The organism is Polynucleobacter sp. AP-Jannik-300A-C4 (genome assembly GCF_018688335.1).
GTDB lineage: Bacteria > Pseudomonadota > Gammaproteobacteria > Burkholderiales > Burkholderiaceae > Polynucleobacter.
This window is the reverse complement of record NZ_CP061316.1, coordinates 1,423,055-1,441,935: the sequence shown is the minus strand read 5'-3', so window position 1 is coordinate 1,441,935 and position 18,881 is coordinate 1,423,055. Positions and strand designations below refer to the sequence as shown.

Genomic DNA, 18,881 nt, shown 5'->3' with positions numbered 1-18,881 from the left:
TTATGCCTTATGTAGCCCCAGTAAAAGACATGCTATTTGTGATGAACGAGCTAGCGGGGCTGTCTCAGGTTGTTTCTTATCCTTCCTATGCTGAGGCTGGAGCTGATGTCGATTTAGCCCCAGCAATTTTGGAAGAGTCTGCCAAATTCAATCAAGACGTTGTAGCACCCCTTAATTGGGCCGGTGATCAAAATCCTAGCTCTTTAAAGGATGGCATCGTTACAACTACACCTGGCTTTAAAGATGCTTTTGAGCAATTTGCTGCAGCAGGTTGGCAGGGCGTTGTTCATCCTGCAGAGTTTGGTGGTCAAGGCTTACCAAAGCTCATTGCAACTGCATGTTTTGAGATGGTTCATTCGGCTAGCCTATCGTTTGCTTTATGCCCAATGCTGACCGATGGTGCAATTGAGGCTTTGTTAACTGCAGCAAGCCCTGAGTTGCAAGAGCGCTATGTGCCGAAGATGATTTCTGGGGAGTGGACTGGCTCCATGTGTCTCACGGAGCCTCAAGCGGGCTCTGATCTATCAATGGTGCGTGCTCGTGCTGTGCCTGAAACTGATGGCGCATACAAAATTTTTGGCACCAAGATCTACATCACCTATGGTGAGCACGACATGGCAAAGAATATTGTCCATCTCGTATTAGCTAGAACGCCAGATGCTCCAGAAGGTGTGAAAGGTATTTCTTTATTTGTGGTGCCGAAGTTCTTGGTGAATGCAGATGACTCACTTGGTGAGCGTAATGATGTTCACTGTGTCTCGATTGAACACAAGCTTGGCATTAAGGCTAGCCCAACTGCAGTCTTACAGTTTGGCGATCATGGTGGTGCAACTGGATATTTAGTAGGCGAAGAAAATCGTGGGCTGGAGTATATGTTCGTGATGATGAATGCAGCTCGCTTTGCAGTGGGTATGCAAGGTATTGCGGTTGCAGAGCGTGCCTATCAAAAAGCGGTGCAGTATGCCAAAGACCGAGTGCAAAGTCGTGATCTAGCTGGCTCTCCAGGTCCTGTAGCAATTATTCATCAGCCAGATGTAAAGCGGATGCTGATGACTATGCGCGGCTATATCGAGGCATCTAGAGCCTTGGCGTATTACGCGGCTGCTGCATATGATGCCCAACATGCATCCCCTGATGAAGCCGCTCGCAAGCAGAGTCAAGCAGTTTATGAATTTCTGGTGCCGATTGTGAAAGGGTTCTCAACTGAAATGTCGATTGAGGTGGCTAGCCTCGGTGTGCAAGTGCACGGTGGCATGGGATTCATTGAAGAGACAGGCGCAGCGCAACATTATCGTGATGCTCGTATTCTGACAATCTATGAGGGCACTACAGCTATTCAGGCAAATGATCTGATTGGTAGAAAAACGGTGCGTGATGGTGGCGCAACTGCAAAACTATTCTCTGAAAAAATTCAGCAAACTGAAAAAGATCTCGCAAGCAGTGGCACCGCAGATGCAAAAGCAGTGCAGAAGCAATTAACCGCGGCACGAATTGCTTTTGAATCTGCTGTTGAGTTTATTGTGGCAAATGCTAAGACAGATATTAAGGCTGTGTACGCCGGTAGCTTTGCTTACTTACGTTTATGTGGCTTGGTATTGGGTGCCTGGCAAATGGCACGTGCCTTACTTGCTGCCCAAGAGTTGCGTGCAGGCGACCCGAATTTCTATGATGCCAAGATTGCTACTGCTCGCTTCTTTGCAGAAAATCTATTGCCACAATCTCAAGCTCTAGCAACCTCGATCCTAGAGAGCGGGCATTCCACTAATGCGCTGACAGCGGAACAGTTTTAGGATTTAAAAAACTGTCACCACCATTCAAAAAGCTATCTGCATTACTGGGATAGCTTTCTTGCTTCCTGAAGCTGTGAAATAAAGAATTGCTCAAAGGCAATGGCGAGGAAGGTCATCATGACGCCAGCGCCAAATACTAAAGAAAAGATCACAGTTAATACAACCGGCCAGCCTGATTTAGTTGCTTTGCTCGGATCTATGTTTGGATTAAATTCTGCATCCCACTTTTCATCAGCACGTAAACCATAAGCTATGGTGGTTAGCCAGCTCGCCTCGAAGCTGATAAAGCCAAAGGTGATGAGAACCCAACCAGGCGCAGAATTAAATTGCGAGTCTTTGAGAATCAGCCAACCAGCAATTCCACCAATAAATGAAAATAGTTGAGCCCAACCCCAGAAGGATTTAAGTCCTTGCAAATAAAAACAGTTCAAGCCAGTCCCCGGAAAAAACAATCCGAGTGAGCAGAATAGGAGTTTGTACTTTTTCATTCAGACTTTCAGTGATGAATTTCAATTGCGATAAAGGGTATTTTATTTTGGAATACTACTTTTTTGCATAAAGCTTAAGACTTGACGATCCACGCCAATCATCAGTAGCTGATCGCCATTGCGCACAATCGAGCGGTAATCATTTAATTCATAGAGAAAGTCATTCTCTAGCTCCATGCGTTGTGGTGTGCAAGCCATCTTTGTAGCGGCTATTTGATCCAGCGTAAAGCCTCTGGCATCTTCAGTAATGCGAGCAGTAAAGCGATTGCATCCTGTAGACCCACTCACATGTTCACCATTGACATCAAAGATGATTTGGATTGGGTTGCTATTGTCACCCTGAGGAATTTGTCTGGCACGAACCTCGCCTCTGGCATTAGGTGCGAGATTCCAGCGAACTAGCTCCCATTTGGTGTTTCGGAATTCAGTGCTGGGAGGGCTGGTTTTGGCGTTGCAGGGCGGAATCACATTGGCACAGGCAGTCAAAAAACTTAAGCCGAGGCAAGAAAGAATTAGAAAAAAGCGCTTTATAGGGCCTCTGGAGGGTCTAAAAATGGCAGTTTTCATGGTAATAATTCTGTAAGTAATTGATTTTAATAATTATTTTAGCTTTGCTTGTAATCTATTCTACTGTTGAAGCTAAAAGGGTGCCCGCTTAAATAGGTGGATCAAGTAGGGGTTTTCGTCTAGAATATGAGGTTTTCCGCTATACCGTGCATTTGTTTTATTAATTTGCTCAGTTAGTTGGAGCCCAAGATTTTGTAGTAATTTCATTGGGTTGTAATCAACCTGTTTTCATTTTAGATTTTAAGGAATAAGTATGGTCGTCATTCGACTGGCACGCGGCGGTTCAAAGAAGCGCCCTTTTTATAGCATCGTGGCTACAGACAAGCGCAATCGTCGCGACTCGAACTTTATCGAGCGTATTGGTTACTTCAATCCACAGGCAGCAGCGACTGAGCAAGCAATGCGTATTGCTCAAGATCGTTTGACCTATTGGACTGGTGTTGGCGCGCAGATCTCTCCAACAGTAGTTCGTTTAATCAAAAACAATCCTGCAGTCTAAAGACTTCAAATCCAAAGACTTTCTCTCAATGATGAAGTCTTTGGTAGCAGAATTTACTGGTAGTGTTATTTGGGGAGTTGAGGTGGCTTCAATATGAATACACCTTCCCTAGATGATTTGATTGAGCTCGGCGCAGTTCAAGACGCTCAAGGCTTACAGGGTCAGATTAAGGTTCGCCCTCATTCCACCGATCCCGTAGCCCTCTTATCTAGCAAAGAACTTTGGTTATCTCTCATTCCTCGTCGGAGTGCGGGTGTTGCTGCGTCTCATGAGCAGGCTTCATTAGAGCTTTACAAGGTGAAGCAGGCCAAGATGCATAGCGGTACCGTAGTGATCGCTTTAGAAGGCATCACCGATCGTGATCAGGCCGAGGCTTTAAAAGGTGCTCGCATCTTAGTTGCACGCGAAGTATTTCCAAAAGCAGGCAGCGATAGTTATTACTGGGTCGATCTGATTGGTTGTAAAGCAATTAATCTCGAAGGTGAGAGTCTGGGTGAGGTGATTGACGTGAACGATAATGGCGCCCACGGAATCATTGCTCTTGGCGATCCAGAAACTAAGACGGTAAAACAGTTAGTGCCTTTCGTAAAAGAAGCAGTGCAAAACGTGGACTTAGCCAATAGACTCATTACTCTAGATTGGCAGCCTGACTGGTAGTGGGTTCTAAGCTAAAAAAGTAACTGATCTTTTATTTCCAATATGCGCTTTGATGTAGTCACCTTATTTCCTGAAATGTTCTCTGCATTAACGCAGTGGGGTATCACTGGTCGCGCCTGTGAGCAAGGTCTCGCTAAGGTTAATCTCTGGAATCCTCGGAATTATTGTTCTGATCCACGTAAGACCGTGGATGATCGTGCCTATGGTGGTGGTCCTGGCATGGTGATGATGGCAAAACCTTTGGAAGATACGATATTTGCTGTTAAAGCGGCTCATCAGGCGCAAAACATTCAATCTGGCCCTATTTGCCTCTTGGCACCGCAAGGGGAGGTCTTTTCTCAGGAGATAGCGACAGATATCCTCAATTACGGTAATTTAACCTTTATTTGTGGTCGATATGAGGCTGTTGACCAGCGCTTTATTGATCGGAATGTTGATTTACAGCTCTCAATGGGTGATTTTGTAGTTTCTGGTGGTGAATTACCCGCCATGACGATGATGGATGCGGTTATTCGTCTTATTCCTGGGGCCTTAGGGGATGGGGAATCTGCCATCCAAGATAGCTTTATTAATGGCCTTTTGGACCATCCGCACTACACCCGCCCTGAAATATATGAAAATTTATCTGTCCCAGACGTGCTTTTGGGCGGACATCACGCTAAAATAGCGGATTGGCGTCGGCAGAAGTCTTTAGAGCTGACGTTCAAGCTTAGACCTGATTTAATTAAATCAGCAAGAGCAAATGGGTTGCTAAGTAAAGAAGATGAGCAATTTCTTCGAATGCTGTAAGTGATTATGGTTTTGAATGAAGTGTTTGTGTTTTGATTTAGTGAAATGGTTTTAACTGCATCCTCTGTCTGGTCCGTTGATGAGAATCTCGGGATTAAACGCTGACAAGATGTTTAAGGATTAATAATGAATTTGATCGAAAAAATTGAGCAAGAAGAAATTGCTCGCTTAAGTGCTAACAAAGTGCTTCCTACTTTCGCTCCTGGCGATACAGTAGTCGTTGGTGTAAACGTAGTTGAAGGTACACGTAAGCGTACCCAGGCCTTTGAAGGCGTTGTGATTGCTAAGCGCAATCGCGGACTCAATTCCAGCTTTATCGTTCGCAAGATTTCATCTGGCGAAGGTGTAGAGCGTACATTCCAAACATACTCACCATTGATCGCTAGCATTGAAGTGAAGCGTCGCGGTGATGTACGTCGCGCGAAGTTGTACTACTTGCGTGATCGTTCAGGTAAGTCTGCACGTATTAAAGAAAAACTTCCTGCACGCAAAGTTAAAGCAGTTGCTGAGACAGCCGCGGAATAAGGTTTGCTTTAATCCAAAAAGAAGGCGGCCTAGGCTGCCTTTTTTTATTCCCCCTAAAATAAACGAATGACGCAAGATTCCAAAACCCAAGATCAACGATTGAGTGCTGCGACTCCATTGAGTTTTGATGCGCAGTCAATTCCGATTCACGAGGTGTGTCACGATCAGGCTAAGGTAGCTCAGCATATTCTGGATCCTTTAGCTTTGAGAAGTCGCTTTCAGAGCCTCCCAATTTGGCAGCCAGAGATTACCGATGAAAATCGCCAGGTGATTGCTGCTGACATTATTGCTAAACGTCAGGCGGCTGGGAAGATTACTCGGGCAGCTGTTTTAATTCCTTTGTTGCTGAAGAGTGAGGGCTTGTCTGTTTTACTAACCCAAAGAACCGATCATTTACATGATCATGCTGGTCAAATTAGTTTTCCAGGTGGTCGCATGGACCCTGATGATGCTAGCCCTCATGAAACTGCTTTGAGGGAGAGTGAAGAAGAAATTGGGCTTGATCGAGCTGCAGTGGAGATCATCGGCCATTTACCCCAGTATTTAACGGTTTCGGGCTATAGTGTGACTCCAGTTGTTGGATTTGTAAAACCTCAGGCAGAATATGTCTTAGATACTTTCGAGGTAGCAGACGTGTTCGAAGTGCCTTTACATTTTTTAATGGATCCCGCAAATCATCAAGTGCGGGTCTGGGAGAGTGATCAGGGTAGCCGTCGGTTTTATTCAATGCCCTATGAAAATCGTTTTATCTGGGGCGCTACTGCTGGAATGTTGCGTAACCTTTATCATTTACTAAAAGTATGACTTTCTTTTCTATTCTCTTCGCCCTCATTGCTGAGCAATATCGCCCAGTAACTTCGACCCATTGGATCGCGCGTTTGAGTGCTCGCTGGTTGGATTGGGTTGCTGGCGAATTCGGCGGCAAGACTGAGGAAGGTGCCAGTCCAGTTGGTGCGCGTATGGCTTGCCTAGTCGCATTCATACTGCCAACATTCCTAGTCTTCATTATTTATGTTGTATTTATGGTGACCTTCCCAATTTTGGGATTTGTGTGGAATGTCATCATTGCCTATTTATTTTTTGGCTTCCGCCAATTTAGCCACTCCTTTACGCTGGTTCATGAGGCAATTGCAAACCATGATTTGCCAGCAGCACGTACAGCCTTAGGTGACTGGTACGGCCCCGAATTAGATACTTCCAATCTCACCGAGACTGAAGTTATTTCACTTGCGCTGGAACGCGCCATTATTGGCGCGCACCACCATGTGTTTGGTGTGTTGTTCTGGTTCTTAATGCCAATGGGACCTGCAGGTGTGGTCTTGTATCGCTTGGCTGATACAGCTGCCCAGCGCTGGTCAGAAAAAGGTGATTTCAATTTAAGTGAAGCAGCGCGTCATTTCTTCTACGTATTGGATTGGGTGCCTGCACGTATTACGGCAATGGGCTTTGCGATCGTCGGTAACTTTGAAGGTGCTGTCTACGCATGGCGCCACCTGACTGGCAAATGGTCCGACTCTTTATCGGCGGTGATCTTGGCATCTGGTAGTGGTGCATTAGGCGTTCGTTTGGGTGAGCCAATGAGCGAGCCCGATAGCGATGAAGCGTTGCGCATGGCTGAAGCTGGTGAGCCTGTTGTGTACGAAGTGGGGCTTGAGCCGAATGAGCGTACGATGCGCTCCGCCATTGGCTTGGTGTGGCGCTTGGTTATCGCTTGGATGGCTTTATTGCTAATGCTGACCATCGCTCTTTGGCTTGGCTAATTCCCTGAATCTGCGTATCAGCGGTTTTTGAGTCAGAACGTAATTGCCTAAATAGCGCCAGTCTTTCTGGCGCTATTTCATTTCTGTCGACTGCTTCTCGTATCGCACAATCGGGCTCTGATTGATGGGCACAGTTATGAAAGCGACACTTGCCCAGCAGATCATGAAACTCCCTAAAGGCATGCTCTAGCTCACTCACCGACATATGGGCCAAGCCAAATTCCTGAAAGCCTGGTGAATCAATTAAAGCACCTAATTTGCCGTTAGCATCACGCCCCCAAGTCTCAGGCAACTCAAAGTAGCGGCAAGCTGTTGTGGTGTGCTTGCCGGTATCTAAGCGAACTGAATACTCTTGAGTAATTGCTGCAGCGTTGGGGACCCAGGCATTGAGTAGGCTAGATTTACCCATACCGGATTGACCTACAAATACCGATACCTTGCCGGAGATAGCTGGTCGCAATGCTTCAATGGAGGACTCATCAAACTTGGCAGATACCTCTGTTACGGGGTAGCCCATACGCGCATAGGGCGCAATGATTTTGCGGGCGTGTTCTAAGTTATCTTTGAGATCGCACTTGTTGAGCAGAATATGTAAACCAATTTGATTGGTCTCAGCAGCGACAACCGCTCTTCCCAAAAGATCGGGTGAGAAAGCGGGTTGTGTAGCTAGCACGACTAATATTTGATCAACATTTGAGGCAATGAGTTTGCTTTTAAAAGCATCGGATCGATAGAGTAAATTTTCTCTTGGCTCGATGCGAATAATTCGCGCTTGATCAGCTGAAGTCATTTCCAATAACATGCGATCACCTACCGCGCCGATATGCTGCTTTGCTGGCGTGCTTACCTGAATTAATTCACCGATAGGAGATTCATTGCCACGATCATCTTTTACTAAACGCTGCGCTAAATAATGTCTTCCATAGGAGGCGGTTAATAGCGCATGAAATTGTTCCATTAACTAAATCAATTCCAGATTACTTAGCTAAAACGTTTGAGGTTGGCAATGCGCAATGGCGCGGGAGGGTGTGAGCTATAGAAAGCGGTATAGATCGGATCTGGCGTTAAAGTCGAAGCGTTGTCTTGATAGAGCTTGACCAGGGCCGAGATCAAATCACTTGCGGAGGATTTATCTGCAGCAAAACCATCGGCTTCGTATTCATGTTTACGTGATGCCAAGCTAGATAGCGGGGTGAGGAAGAAGCTAAATACTGGTGATACCAGCATAAAGAGCGCTAAAGCCAAGCCGCCGTTATACCCATTCGGGTTAGGCATCACGCCAAGGTCGCTGTAGAACCATGGCTGAGTGCTGACCCAGCCTAGTAGTGCCAGCGTGACAAAACTCAAGGCAAAAGAAACCAGTAGGCGTTTACGAATATGGTTGCACTTGTAGTGACCGAGTTCATGAGCCAGTACTGCCTCTACTTCGCCGGGATTGAGTTTTTCAATCAAGGTATCAAAAAAGACAATACGCTTCGCTTTGCCCATTCCGGCAAAAAATGCATTTCCGTGTGCGCTACGTTTACTGCCATCCATCACAAATAGACCTTGGCTTGCAAAGTCACAACGTTTGAGTAAGGCTTCGATTTGTGTTTTGAGTGCACCTTCTTCTAGCGCTTCAAACTTATTAAAGATTGGTGCGATAAAGGTCGGAAATACCCACTGCATTAACAAACTGAAGGCAGTAAGAACGCCCCAGGCCCAGAGCCACCAAAGGTCTCCTGCTTGAGCCATCAAACTCAGAATGACCCAAAGGAGGGGAACACCAATGGCACCACCAACCCCGAGACCTTTGAACATATCACTAAAAAATAATTTGGCATTCATACGATTAAAGCCAAAGCGTTCTTCCAGATAAAACTGTTTGTACCAGGAAAAGGGTAGATCAATAATTCCGGAGATGATGACAATGGATATAAGTAAAGCCATTTGCTGCGCAATACCTTCCCCCAATAGTTGCAGAAGGGACAGATTTAAAATTTGCAGACCACCCAAGAGTGTGAAGCTGATCAAGATAATCGCGCTGACACCATTCTCAAAAATACCGAGGCGCAGTTTGGCGATGGTGTAGTCGGCTGCTTTTTGATGCTCGGCCAAGGAGATCTGGGAGGCAAACTCAGGGGGTACTGCGTCGCGATTGTGGGCGACGTGACGAATTTGGCGTTGAGATAACCAGTGGCGTAGACCAAAGCTGGCGATGAAGGCGATTAGAAAAACAATTGTGAATGTCATGAGATGATTATAGATATGAGTGAAAAAATAGTTATCCCAGCAGTTAAGACGGCGCCAGCCAGTGAACACCTGATTTGGGTGGATATGGAGATGTCGGGTCTAGACCCTGAAAAAGAGCGTATTTTGGAGATTGCCGTGATCGTCACCGATGCGCATCTCAATACCATTGCTACCGCCCCTGTTTGGGTAATTCATCAGGAAGATGCCCTATTGGATGCAATGGATGCATGGAATAAGGGTACCCACGGACGTTCTGGACTGATTGATAAGGTCAAGGCATCAACTATGGATGAAGCGACTGCTGAAGCAGAATGTATCGCTTTTCTAAAGAAATACCTCAAGCCTGGAATTGCTCCAATGTGTGGCAATACGATTGGCCAAGATCGACGCTTTATGGCCAAGTACATGCCAAAACTAGAGGCATTCTTTCATTATCGAAATATTGATGTATCGACCCTTAAGGAGCTTTGTAAGCGCTGGCATCCTGAGTTGGTAAAGGGCTTCACGAAGAAACAAGCTCACACGGCCTTGGCGGATATCGAAGAGTCTATTGAAGAGCTCAAGTACTACCGAGAAAAATTTATTGTGCCTTTACCGGAGTAATTCTGCTTCCTAGTATGGGCAATCTAAAAAAGGTCTATTACTAGACCTTTTTTATTCAACCATGAAGACACCTTACTTCTTGACGGCACTTTTGGGTCTATAGACTTTAATGACCGATTCATGAGTTTGGATAATGGGGCCGCCAAACAGCTCAATGCAGTAGGGTACTGAGGCAAAAATACCCTGCACAACGGGCTTTCCTTCAGCGTCTTTCAGCCCTTCGAGCGTCTCCTTGATGGATTTGGGTTGTCCTGGTAAGTTGATGACGAGGGCAGTATGCCCTTCGATTTCTCGCAAAACAGCGGTTTGTCGGGACAAAATCGCTGTAGGTACAAAGCGTAGACTAATTTGGCGCATTTGCTCGCCAAATCCGGGCATTTCCCGGGTTCCGGCATCCATGGTGGCCTCAGGGGTGACATCTCTCCGAGAGGGGCCTGTACCGCCTGTGGTGAGGACTAAATCACAGCCAAGATCATCAGTTAGCTCCACAATAGTTTCAGTGATGACCTCACGCTCATCGGCAATCAGACGCTCATGAAAGACATAGGGTGTGCTGAGGGCGCTTTCTAGCCAGCCTCGGAGGGCGGGAACCCCTTCATCTGTATAAATGCCTTTACTCGCTCTGTCAGAGATCGAGATTAGGCCGATTTTGATTTCGTCAGGGGAGGATCGTTTCCAGGCTTCGGTATGCTTCATGTTTCTATTCTAGCTATTATTAGGACATGTTTACATACTCATCAAACCAGTTTCAAGAAATCATTGATTTCATGCTCACGGATGCCAAAAGGCGGGGTGCCTCAGATGCGGTGGCAGAGGTTTCTGAAGGGCAGGGCCTTTCAGTTACCGTCCGTAAGGGTGAGGTTGAGACCATAGAGCAAAGCTTGGATAAGCAGGTTGGGGTAACGGTCTTCTTGGGGCATCGTCGCGGCAATGCAAGTACCAGTGATTTCACCAAGGAGTCTTTAAAGGCTACGGTTGAGGCTGCGTACCATATCGCTCAACATACGGCGGAAGATTTATGTGCCGGCCCTGCCGAAAAAGAACTTCTCGAAAAACATCCACTTGATCTCGATTTGTTTCATCCATGGGATTTAGATTCAGCAACTGCAATCGATATTGCACGTACCGCTGAAGGGGCTGCCTTTGCGGTGAGTAAGCAAATTCAAAATAGCGATGGGGCATCGGTATCTGCCCATCATGCACATTTCATGATGGGGACTAGTCATGGGTTTATGGGGGGTTACCCATTCTCTCGTCACTACATTTCTTGCGCACCGATTGCAAATGAGGGCGGTAAGAAGTCACTGATGCAAAGAGACGATTGGTATTCCAGTTCGCGCATCCCACAAGAATTGGCCGATCCAGCTTCGATTGGTAAATACGCAGCAGAGCGTGCACTCTCGCGCCTTAAGGCAAGATCACTAACCACTCGCCGTTGCCCTGTGATTTTCGAGGCACCTTTAGCGGCTGGACTCTTAGGTGGTTTAGTGCAGGCTGTTTCTGGTGGCGCTCTATATCGTCGCTCAAGTTTTCTATTGGATAGCCTGGGTAAACAAGTATTACCAAAACACGTTAGTCTCTTTGAGAATCCTCACCTAAAGTCGATGACTGGTAGTGCACCGTTTGATGAAGAGGGTGTTAAGACAACGGCAAGAACAGTGGTCGACAAGGGTGTCTTGCAAGGCTATTTCTTATCCACTTACTCTGCCAGAAAACTCGGTATGAAGACTACGGGCAATGCTGGCGGCTCTCATCACCTGACAATACAAAGTCGCAAGACTCCTCAGGGTGGATTACCTGCACTCTTGAAAGCAATGGGTACGGGCCTCCTAGTTACTGAGCTCATGGGCCAAGGCGTGAACTACGTCACTGGCGATTACTCTCGCGGTGCTTTTGGTTATTGGGTAGAGAACGGTGAGATCCAGTACCCGGTTGAGGGAATTACGATTGCCAGTAACTTGCGCGATATGCTGATGGATATTCAGATGATTGGTAGCGATTCACTCATTCGTGGAACAAAAGAAACCGGCTCCATCTTAATTGGATCAATGACGATTGGCGGTAAATAAAGTAATCGCAATCTGAAAACATCAGACAACAAAAAATAGAGTCAACAACACAAAGCAAAAATATTTTTGATGGAGAAGAAGATGCAAAGACGTTCCTTTTTAAAGAAGGCAACTATTGGTGCGGGTGCAGCAGCATTAGCTACTCCGTCTATAGCGCAGAGTTTGCCAACCTTGAATTGGCGTTTGGTCTCGAGCTTTCCTAAATCATTAGATACTTTAATTGGCACACCGGAAGTATTTGCTAGCGCCTTGCGCAAAGCAACTGATGGGAAGTTCAACGTCAAAGTATTTGCTGCGGGCGAGGTGGTTCCTGCTTTGCAAGTATTGGATGCCGTTCAAAATGGTACGGTAGAGTGTGGTCACACTGCCAGCTATTACTACTTAGGTAAGAACAGCGCTTTTATTTTTGATACTGCGGCGCCCTTTGGTATGACTGCGCGTCAGCAATCCGCTTGGATGTTGCATGGCAATGGTATGAAGTTGATGCGCGAACTCTATGCTAGTTACAACGTAGTGAACTTCATGGGTGGGCAAACTGGTACTCAGATGGGTGGCTGGTTTCGCAAAGAAATTAAATCGCCAGAAGATCTCAAGGGGCTTAAGTTCCGTATCGCTGGATTTGCGGGTCAAGTGCTTGCGAAGTTGGGTGTAGTGCCACAACAGTTGCCTGCTGGCGAAATTTATTCAGCTCTAGAAAAAGGCACTATTGATGCTGCAGAATTTGTTGGTCCTTATGATGATGAGAAGTTAGGCCTAGCCAAGGTTGCTAAAAACTATTACTACCCCGCATTTTGGGAGGGCGCAGCGGGCCTCTCATTCTTGGTAAATAAGAAGCAATGGGATTCATTGCCGCCAGCATACCAAGCAGCATGGCAAGCAGCCTGTTTTGAGGCTCACACTGATATGTGTGCCAAGTACGATGCCTTGAATCCACCGGCGTTACAACGACTGGTTCAAGGTGGCGCAGTATTGCGCAAGTTCAATGCCTCAGTTATGGATGCCTGCTTTAAGGCTAGCCAAGAAACCTACGCTGAGGAATCCGTCAAGAACCCTCAGTTCAAAAAGATCTTTGAAGACTATCGCGTCTTCAGAAACATGGAAGCGCAGTGGTTTAATGTCGCAGAACAGGCATTTGCGCAATACAGTTTTGCAAAAAAACTTTAAGGCTGCGATGCTAAGAGTAGGACATCAATTGCAGATAAAGAAAAGCCACCTTGGGGTGGCTTTTCTGATGAGGGTAGATATAAAAATGTTTACTGCTTCTTAAATACCTGTTTTCCATTAACCCAGGTTTCATTGACTTCAATATCTCTAATTTTGTATGCGTCCGTTTTCATCGGATTCTGATTCACAATAGCGAAGTCAGCATATTTACCCGCTTCAACTGATCCAATCTTGTCATCCATCTTTAGTTGATATGCGGCATCAATTGTGATGGCTTTTAAAGCATTATTAATAGACACCTTTTGGCTTGGATTTAATACCTTTTGTGGTGCAACTTGCCATAGTCGAGATGCGCCTTCGGAAGCGTACTTGAGGGGGTGAATCGGTGAGACTGGGGAATCGCTATGGTACGCAAAATGCATACCTTTTTTAATCATAGTTGCGCTAGGATCAATTCGATCAGCTCTTTCTGCCCCTATTAGATGATTATGAAACGCCTCGCCCCAATAGTCGGTATGACCAATGGTAAAACCAGGAACAACCCCAAGCTTTGCTGCTTTATCAATCTGCGCTTCAGTTGGTACTGTGAAATGCTCAATTCTTAATCTTGATTTAGCATCAGATGGTTTTTTGACTAACTTGGAAAAAACATTCAAAGTCTGTTCAATTGATTTGTCGCCATTTGAGTGCACCGAGATTTGCCAGCCCTCATCAAACCTTGGTTTAGCAAGATCGTAGAGTTCTTGCTCTGTAAAGTTGAGGGTACCGGTATTGCTAGTGCCAGCTGGATAGTCGTATGGTTTGATCATCGCACCAGTCAAGCCTTGATTAGAGCCATCAGCAACAATTTTGACGCCGATTAATTTAAAGGTGTCATCACCTTGCCCTGGCTTATAGCTCTTATTCGAGGTTGGGTATGCGCTTGAGTACATATAACCCCTAACCCTGACAGGCAACTTACCATTGCGCGTCATGGTGTTGAATAGAGCATATTCTTTATCAACTCCAAGATAACCGCCAACAGTAATTTCTGCTGAAGTGGTAACACCCTTGCTAACTAATCTTTGACCAACCTTAGCCACAGCTTGCTCAATAACTTCTTGAGTAGGCAAGGGCATCTTGCTTAGAAATAATTCGAAAGCTGGAACTTCATAGACCACACCCGTTAGGCGTCCCTTACCATCTTTTAAAAGCGTCCCGCCCTTGGGGTTGGGGCTTGAATCATTGAGTCCAGCCATTTCCAATGCTTTGTGATTAGCATAGGCAATATGTAAGCTTTGATTTAATACAAATACAGGTTTTGTTGTCGAAACTCTATCTAAGATATCCGCCGTTAGCTCAGACATAAAAGGATCAGTTCTGGATGGATCAACTCCAAATGCATTGACCCACTCACCATCTTTAAAGTTTTTGCTATACGCAGTTAGTTTTGCAACTAAGCCATCTATAGTGTCATGCGGCATCGTGAAATTAGAGAGGTTTAGAAAAATCTCTTCTGAGAATGCCGTTCCTATAATATGCACATGGGGCTCAACTAAGCCCGGCATTAATGTTTGGCCATTTAAGTTAATTAATTTGGTATCTTTTCCTTGCAAGCCTTTGAGGCTAGACAAGGAGCCGACCTTCATAATTTTTCCACTTTGAACTGCTACAGCCTCAGCTGCAGGCTGCGATCTATTCATTGTGACAATATCGCCACCATAGAAAATGGTGTCGGCATTCCCGGCAGCATTGGCTATTTGGCTGGCGGAAAGTAAACAGATTGATGCAAAAGTAATGCGGCTTAAGAGGTGCATTTGCTAGCCTTGATTTTGAAGGTAATTCAATAAAAACAGCTTTTAATGGGGTGTTTTTTCTATTTACGCTCAAGCGTAATGAAATTAAAAGTAATCTCCCCCTCAGATGCAGGGGTGCGCTCAATCTCTTTCCATTGCTCTGGATCGGGTACCTTAAAGAAGGTATCTCCGCCGTCAACATCCATATCGATTTCTGTGATGTAAAGACGATCAGCTTGAGGGAATGCTTGGGTGAAGAGTTGTTCCCCGCCAATCACAAATACGCGTGGGAATTCATTCAAAGTAGCGAGGGCTGCATCGAGTGAGTGGACAACTTCTGCGCCTGTGAGCTGTAAGTCAGTGTTGCGACTCACCACAATATTGCGACGTCCAGGAAGTGGACGACCAATAGATTCCCAAGTCTTGCGACCCATGATGACTGGATGACCCATAGTTACTTTTTTAAAGAACTGCAGATCAGCAGAAATCTTCCAAGGCATTTGGTTGTCACGACCAATCACGTGATTACGTGAGCGGGCAACAATCATCGAGATAGCGGGGTGTTTAGCTACAGTCATGCGATTCTCATTTCTTAAACAGCTACTGGGGCTTTAATGGCGGGATGGGACTCATAGCCAGCAATTTCAAAATCTTCGAATTCATAATCGAAAATAGAGTCTGGCTTGCGCAAAATATTGAGCTTGGGTAATGGAAAGAAGTCTCTCGATAGTTGAAGATCTACTTGCTCTAAATGGTTGCTATAGAGATGGCAGTCGCCACCAGTCCAGACAAAATCACCCACTTCTAGATTGCACTGCTGCGCCATCATGTGGGTCAATAGGGCATAGCTAGCAATATTGAAAGGCACGCCTAAGAAGATATCGGCACTGCGCTGGTAGAGCTGGCAAGAAAGCTTGCCATCAGCAACATAGAACTGAAAGAAGGCATGGCAAGGCGCTAAAGCCATACGAGGAATATCCGCCACGTTCCATGCGGAAACAATAATGCGACGGGAGTCTGGATTCTTTTTGAGTGTCTCAACTACTTCAGCAATCTGATCGATGTGCTGACCATTGGGCGCGGGCCATGAACGCCACTGGTAGCCGTAAATTGGGCCTAGGTCACCGTCAGGAGCTGCCCATTCATTCCAGATAGAAACACCACGCTCTTTGAGCCAGTTGTTGTCAGTGCTGCCCTTCAGAAACCAGAGTAATTCGAGAATGATGGACTTGAGATGGAGTTTCTTGGTGGTAACCATCGGAAAGCCTTCAGCCAGATTAAATCGCATCTGGTGGCCGAAGATAGAGATCGTTCCAGTCCCTGTTCTATCGGACTTTTGAACGCCCTTTTCGAGGACTTCCTTCATGAGGTTGTGATATTGACGCATAGGTTTATTCAGCTAAATGATTCAGTGATATTAAGAGCTTACTCGAATGTCGGTGGGCTTACCCCAAGCGCTTTATGGAGCTTTGGGGAGGTGGTGGTGTACTGAAGCTGAATCTGCTTTTCTGGAGCCAGATAGGCTGCTGCAGCAAAGGCAGCCAATGCCGCCTCATGAAAGCCAGACAGAATCAATTTTTTCTTGCCGGGGTAGATATTGATGTCTCCAACAGCGTAAATGCCAGGGGTGCTAGTTTGAAAGCAGGCTGTATCTACAGCAATTTGCTTGCGATCGATATCGAGACCCCAGTCAGCAATAGGGCCCAACTTAGGCGAGAGACCATAAAACAATAAGAGTGCATCTAGGCCAATTTTTTGAATTTCACCATCAATATTGGTGATAGCAATTTCAGTAAGCTTGTCATGAGAGGTTTCAAGACCGGTAATTTGCCCGATGATGAGTTGCAGCTTGCCGGCGGCGCAAAGCGCGCGCATCTTCGCTACTGACTGAGGTGCTGCTTTAAATTCATCTCTTCGATGAATAAGTGTGACGCTTGCAGCATGATCAACAAAATGTAAGGCCCAATCTAGCGCGGAATCTCCGCCACCACAAATGACCATGCGCTTGCCTGCAAATTGTTCAGGATTTGTGACGCGATAGAAGACTTGTTTATCTACAAAAGCCTCAATCCCATCCAAGTTGAGTGTGCGCGGTTGAAATGCGCCAACACCAGCAGCTATAAAAATAGCCTTAGTTAAAAATTGCTGATCTTGGCTTGTACGAATCAGAAAGCGGCCATCAGCTTGCTTATCTAGGGTGGAGACCTCTTGATTTAAATGAAATTGTGGCTTGAATGGCTCAATTTGTTTGAGTAGATTACCAATCAGTTCACGACCAGTGCAAACCGGAATTGCCGGAATGTCATAGATTGGTTTATCTGGATAGAGCTCAATACACTGACCGCCTACTTCAGGAAGGGAGTCAATAACATGCGCTTTAATTTCTAGAAGTCCAAGCTCAAAGACTTGGAAGAGCCCCACCGGACCGGCGCCAATAATGACTGCATCGGTTTCAATGGGGGAGTGCAATTTACTTTACCAGTTGGTCAAGTTTATTTTTAACGTCTTTCCACTCTTCTGCCTCTGGCAGTGCAGCTTTAGATTTGGTAATTGATGTCCAAGCAGGTGACAATTCAGCATTGAGCTTGATGAACGCCTGTTGATCTCCTGGCACATCATCTTCTGCATAAATTGCATTGACTGGGCACTCAGGTACGCACACCGCGCAATCGATACACTCATCAGGATCGATTACTAAAAAGTTAGGGCCTTCACGAAAGCAATCGACTGGGCAGACATCAACGCAATCAGTGTATTTGCAGCGGATACAAGCTTCGGTAACAACGTAAGTCATGATGGTTTACTTGTAAGGAGTCCATACCAATGGACTGCCAAGTTATAAAAACATAATTTTAGCTGAATCATCCCATCTTTCAGGCAGAATCCGCAATTTAGATGAGGTAAAGTTACGCTATGAACACTCCAGCAAATCACTCCACAACTTCCTCCAAACCCAAGATTTTGGTCGCTAGGGCGATATTTCCTGAGGCGCTAGCCAAATTGGAGGAGTCCTATGAGGTTATCTCTAACCAGATCGATAAAGTAATGACCCCTGAGGAGCTAAAAAAAGCGCTTTCAGAGGTTGAGGGGGCTTTGGTAACAGGTAGTGAGCGGATTGATGCCTCCGCCCTTTCAGATGCTAAAAATTTGAAGGTGGTCGCCAATATTTCTGTCGGGTATAACAATTTTGATGTCCCAGCGATTACTGCTGCTGGTGTCATGGCCACTAATACCCCTGATGTTCTTACGGATACAACGGCTGATTTTGGCTTTGCTTTGTTGATGGCAACTGCAAGGCGGATTACGGAATCGGAACATTGGGTGCGAGCTGGTAAGTGGGGGCAATGGTCGATTGTGACTAACCCATTAGGAATGGATTTGCATCACAGCACTCTTGGAATTATCGGTATGGGCCGTATTGGTCAAGGTATTGCTAAGCGTGCCTTGGGTTTTGGGATGAAGGTGATTTATCACAATCGCAAGCCTTTATCTGAAGCTGATGAAAAAGCCTGCGGCGCTACTTATGTGTCGAAAGAAGAATTGCTCCGTACTGCTGACCATGTTGTACTAGTTCTTCCGTTTACCGCTCAAAATCATCACACGATTGGCGCTGCAGAAATCGCCATGATGAAACCATCTGCAACCCTGGTTAATATTGCTCGCGGCGGTATTGTGGATGATGCAGCTTTAGCGCAAGCGTTACAAAGTGGAAAAATATTTGCGGCAGGCTTAGATGTTTTTGAAGGTGAGCCTCAAGTGCATCCGGAGTTACTCAAGTGCAGCAATATTGTGTTAGCCCCACACATTGCTAGCGCTACAGAAAAAACACGTAGAGCGATGGTTGATCTCGCAGTGCAAAATTTACGAGCAGCACTTGATGGAAAAAAACCACCAAGCTTAATTAATACTGAAGTATTGAGTGCTTAAGTAAGAGACAATCAAATAAGCTGAAAAATTGAAGTC

Annotated in this window: 21 protein-coding genes; 11 read left to right on the top strand and 10 right to left on the bottom strand. The window is 45.8% G+C overall.

Annotated features, from left to right (window positions below; translation table 11 throughout):
- Nucleotides 1-2 precede the first annotated feature (2 nt).
- On the top strand, nt 3-1,790 hold the full coding sequence (locus FD975_RS07590) for an acyl-CoA dehydrogenase (RefSeq protein ID WP_215301563.1): 1,788 nt from the start codon (nt 3-5) through the stop codon (nt 1,788-1,790).
- Between the two features lie 41 nt (nt 1,791-1,831).
- On the opposite strand, the gene FD975_RS07585 is transcribed toward FD975_RS07590, so the two are convergent.
- Together FD975_RS07585 and FD975_RS07580 are read right to left on the bottom strand one after the other, a co-directional pair.
- Nucleotides 1,832-2,278 carry a hypothetical protein gene (locus tag FD975_RS07585; protein ID WP_215301561.1) on the bottom strand — a complete coding sequence of 149 codons (447 nt, stop codon included), beginning with the start codon at nt 2,276-2,278 and terminating at the stop codon, nt 1,832-1,834.
- Nucleotides 2,279-2,320: 42 nt separating this feature from the next.
- On the bottom strand, nt 2,321-2,845 hold the full coding sequence (locus FD975_RS07580) for an META domain-containing protein (RefSeq protein ID WP_251371175.1): 525 nt from the start codon (nt 2,843-2,845) through the stop codon (nt 2,321-2,323).
- A gap of 253 nt (nt 2,846-3,098) precedes the next feature.
- Between FD975_RS07580 and rpsP the strand changes: the two genes are divergently transcribed.
- The 6 genes from rpsP to FD975_RS07550 all read left to right on the top strand — a co-directional run bounded on the left by rpsP (nt 3,099) and on the right by FD975_RS07550 (nt 7,075).
- Entirely contained in the window at nt 3,099-3,344 is a 246-nt protein-coding gene (gene rpsP / locus FD975_RS07575) for a 30S ribosomal protein S16 (RefSeq protein WP_011902362.1), read from the top strand.
- A gap of 93 nt (nt 3,345-3,437) precedes the next feature.
- Nucleotides 3,438-4,001: a ribosome maturation factor RimM gene (gene rimM, locus FD975_RS07570; RefSeq protein WP_215301559.1), complete on the top strand. Its 564-nt coding sequence runs from the start codon at nt 3,438-3,440 to the stop codon at nt 3,999-4,001.
- Nucleotides 4,002-4,043: 42 nt separating this feature from the next.
- Nucleotides 4,044-4,790, top strand: coding sequence for a tRNA (guanosine(37)-N1)-methyltransferase TrmD (gene trmD, locus FD975_RS07565; protein WP_215301557.1), 747 nt, complete (start codon nt 4,044-4,046; stop codon nt 4,788-4,790).
- A gap of 126 nt (nt 4,791-4,916) precedes the next feature.
- Nucleotides 4,917-5,315, top strand: a complete 399-nt coding sequence (gene rplS / locus FD975_RS07560; RefSeq protein WP_114653724.1) for a 50S ribosomal protein L19 — start codon at nt 4,917-4,919, stop codon at nt 5,313-5,315.
- Between the two features lie 66 nt (nt 5,316-5,381).
- Nucleotides 5,382-6,119: a CoA pyrophosphatase gene (locus FD975_RS07555; RefSeq protein ID WP_215301555.1), complete on the top strand. Its 738-nt coding sequence runs from the start codon at nt 5,382-5,384 to the stop codon at nt 6,117-6,119.
- Entirely contained in the window at nt 6,116-7,075 is a 960-nt protein-coding gene (locus FD975_RS07550; RefSeq protein ID WP_215301554.1) for a CobD/CbiB family protein, read from the top strand. The genes FD975_RS07555 and FD975_RS07550 overlap by 4 nt, the downstream gene beginning before the upstream one ends.
- On the opposite strand, the gene rsgA is transcribed toward FD975_RS07550, so the two are convergent.
- Together rsgA and FD975_RS07540 are read right to left on the bottom strand one after the other, a co-directional pair.
- Nucleotides 7,020-8,033, bottom strand: a complete 1,014-nt coding sequence (rsgA, locus tag FD975_RS07545) for a ribosome small subunit-dependent GTPase A (protein WP_215301552.1) — start codon at nt 8,031-8,033, stop codon at nt 7,020-7,022. The two genes, FD975_RS07550 and rsgA, sit on opposite strands and share 56 nt — an antisense overlap.
- Before the next feature lie 23 nt (nt 8,034-8,056).
- Nucleotides 8,057-9,307 carry a M48 family metallopeptidase gene (locus FD975_RS07540; protein WP_215301550.1) on the bottom strand — a complete coding sequence of 417 codons (1,251 nt, stop codon included), beginning with the start codon at nt 9,305-9,307 and terminating at the stop codon, nt 8,057-8,059.
- Nucleotides 9,308-9,322: 15 nt separating this feature from the next.
- Here FD975_RS07540 and orn point away from each other — a divergent pair, with 15 nt between their 5' ends.
- Entirely contained in the window at nt 9,323-9,910 is a 588-nt protein-coding gene (gene orn, locus FD975_RS07535) for an oligoribonuclease (protein WP_215301548.1), read from the top strand.
- Nucleotides 9,911-9,982: 72 nt separating this feature from the next.
- On the opposite strand, the gene mog is transcribed toward orn, so the two are convergent.
- The gene (gene mog / locus FD975_RS07530; protein ID WP_215301543.1) at nt 9,983-10,606 is read right to left on the bottom strand and encodes a molybdopterin adenylyltransferase; all 624 of its coding nucleotides are present in this window, start codon (nt 10,604-10,606) and stop codon (nt 9,983-9,985) included.
- A 26-nt stretch (nt 10,607-10,632) separates the two neighbouring features.
- Between mog and pmbA the strand changes: the two genes are divergently transcribed.
- A complete protein-coding gene (gene pmbA / locus FD975_RS07525; RefSeq protein ID WP_215301541.1) occupies nt 10,633-11,979 on the top strand; it encodes a metalloprotease PmbA in 1,347 nt (448 codons plus the stop codon).
- 81 nt (nt 11,980-12,060) lie between these two features.
- On the top strand, nt 12,061-13,143 hold the full coding sequence (locus FD975_RS07520; RefSeq protein WP_215301539.1) for a TRAP transporter substrate-binding protein: 1,083 nt from the start codon (nt 12,061-12,063) through the stop codon (nt 13,141-13,143).
- A gap of 89 nt (nt 13,144-13,232) precedes the next feature.
- Here FD975_RS07520 and FD975_RS07515 read toward each other — a convergent pair whose 3' ends face one another.
- The 5 genes from FD975_RS07515 to fdxA are packed head-to-tail and all read right to left on the bottom strand — an operon-like array spanning nt 13,233 to nt 17,712.
- Entirely contained in the window at nt 13,233-14,939 is a 1,707-nt protein-coding gene (locus FD975_RS07515; RefSeq protein WP_215301537.1) for an amidohydrolase, read from the bottom strand.
- Between the two features lie 59 nt (nt 14,940-14,998).
- The gene (locus FD975_RS07510) at nt 14,999-15,496 is read right to left on the bottom strand and encodes a dihydrofolate reductase (RefSeq protein WP_215301536.1); all 498 of its coding nucleotides are present in this window, start codon (nt 15,494-15,496) and stop codon (nt 14,999-15,001) included.
- A gap of 14 nt (nt 15,497-15,510) precedes the next feature.
- Nucleotides 15,511-16,305, bottom strand: a complete 795-nt coding sequence (locus tag FD975_RS07505) for a thymidylate synthase (protein WP_215301534.1) — start codon at nt 16,303-16,305, stop codon at nt 15,511-15,513.
- A gap of 38 nt (nt 16,306-16,343) precedes the next feature.
- Nucleotides 16,344-17,387 carry an NAD(P)/FAD-dependent oxidoreductase gene (locus FD975_RS07500; protein ID WP_215301532.1) on the bottom strand — a complete coding sequence of 348 codons (1,044 nt, stop codon included), beginning with the start codon at nt 17,385-17,387 and terminating at the stop codon, nt 16,344-16,346.
- A 1-nt stretch (nt 17,388) separates the two neighbouring features.
- Nucleotides 17,389-17,712 (bottom strand): ferredoxin FdxA, encoded by a 324-nt coding sequence (gene fdxA / locus FD975_RS07495; protein ID WP_215298290.1) that lies wholly within the window; start codon nt 17,710-17,712, stop codon nt 17,389-17,391.
- A 119-nt stretch (nt 17,713-17,831) separates the two neighbouring features.
- Here fdxA and FD975_RS07490 point away from each other — a divergent pair, with 119 nt between their 5' ends.
- Nucleotides 17,832-18,845: a D-glycerate dehydrogenase gene (locus FD975_RS07490; protein WP_215301530.1), complete on the top strand. Its 1,014-nt coding sequence runs from the start codon at nt 17,832-17,834 to the stop codon at nt 18,843-18,845.
- Nucleotides 18,846-18,881: the final 36 nt, after the last annotated feature.

Coding starts and splice junctions, on each gene's coding strand:
- FD975_RS07590 (WP_215301563.1), top strand. CDS start 3: ATGCCTTATGTAGCCCCAGTAAAAGACATGCTATTTGTGATGAACGAG.
- FD975_RS07585 (WP_215301561.1), bottom strand. CDS start 2,278: ATGAAAAAGTACAAACTCCTATTCTGCTCACTCGGATTGTTTTTTCCG.
- FD975_RS07580 (WP_251371175.1), bottom strand. CDS start 2,845: ATGAAAACTGCCATTTTTAGACCCTCCAGAGGCCCTATAAAGCGCTTT.
- rpsP (WP_011902362.1), top strand. CDS start 3,099: ATGGTCGTCATTCGACTGGCACGCGGCGGTTCAAAGAAGCGCCCTTTT.
- rimM (WP_215301559.1), top strand. CDS start 3,438: ATGAATACACCTTCCCTAGATGATTTGATTGAGCTCGGCGCAGTTCAA.
- trmD (WP_215301557.1), top strand. CDS start 4,044: ATGCGCTTTGATGTAGTCACCTTATTTCCTGAAATGTTCTCTGCATTA.
- rplS (WP_114653724.1), top strand. CDS start 4,917: ATGAATTTGATCGAAAAAATTGAGCAAGAAGAAATTGCTCGCTTAAGT.
- FD975_RS07555 (WP_215301555.1), top strand. CDS start 5,382: ATGACGCAAGATTCCAAAACCCAAGATCAACGATTGAGTGCTGCGACT.
- FD975_RS07550 (WP_215301554.1), top strand. CDS start 6,116: ATGACTTTCTTTTCTATTCTCTTCGCCCTCATTGCTGAGCAATATCGC.
- rsgA (WP_215301552.1), bottom strand. CDS start 8,033: ATGGAACAATTTCATGCGCTATTAACCGCCTCCTATGGAAGACATTAT.
- FD975_RS07540 (WP_215301550.1), bottom strand. CDS start 9,307: ATGACATTCACAATTGTTTTTCTAATCGCCTTCATCGCCAGCTTTGGT.
- orn (WP_215301548.1), top strand. CDS start 9,323: ATGAGTGAAAAAATAGTTATCCCAGCAGTTAAGACGGCGCCAGCCAGT.
- mog (WP_215301543.1), bottom strand. CDS start 10,606: ATGAAGCATACCGAAGCCTGGAAACGATCCTCCCCTGACGAAATCAAA.
- pmbA (WP_215301541.1), top strand. CDS start 10,633: ATGTTTACATACTCATCAAACCAGTTTCAAGAAATCATTGATTTCATG.
- FD975_RS07520 (WP_215301539.1), top strand. CDS start 12,061: ATGCAAAGACGTTCCTTTTTAAAGAAGGCAACTATTGGTGCGGGTGCA.
- FD975_RS07515 (WP_215301537.1), bottom strand. CDS start 14,939: ATGCACCTCTTAAGCCGCATTACTTTTGCATCAATCTGTTTACTTTCC.
- FD975_RS07510 (WP_215301536.1), bottom strand. CDS start 15,496: ATGACTGTAGCTAAACACCCCGCTATCTCGATGATTGTTGCCCGCTCA.
- FD975_RS07505 (WP_215301534.1), bottom strand. CDS start 16,305: ATGCGTCAATATCACAACCTCATGAAGGAAGTCCTCGAAAAGGGCGTT.
- fdxA (WP_215298290.1), bottom strand. CDS start 17,712: ATGACTTACGTTGTTACCGAAGCTTGTATCCGCTGCAAATACACTGAT.
- FD975_RS07490 (WP_215301530.1), top strand. CDS start 17,832: ATGAACACTCCAGCAAATCACTCCACAACTTCCTCCAAACCCAAGATT.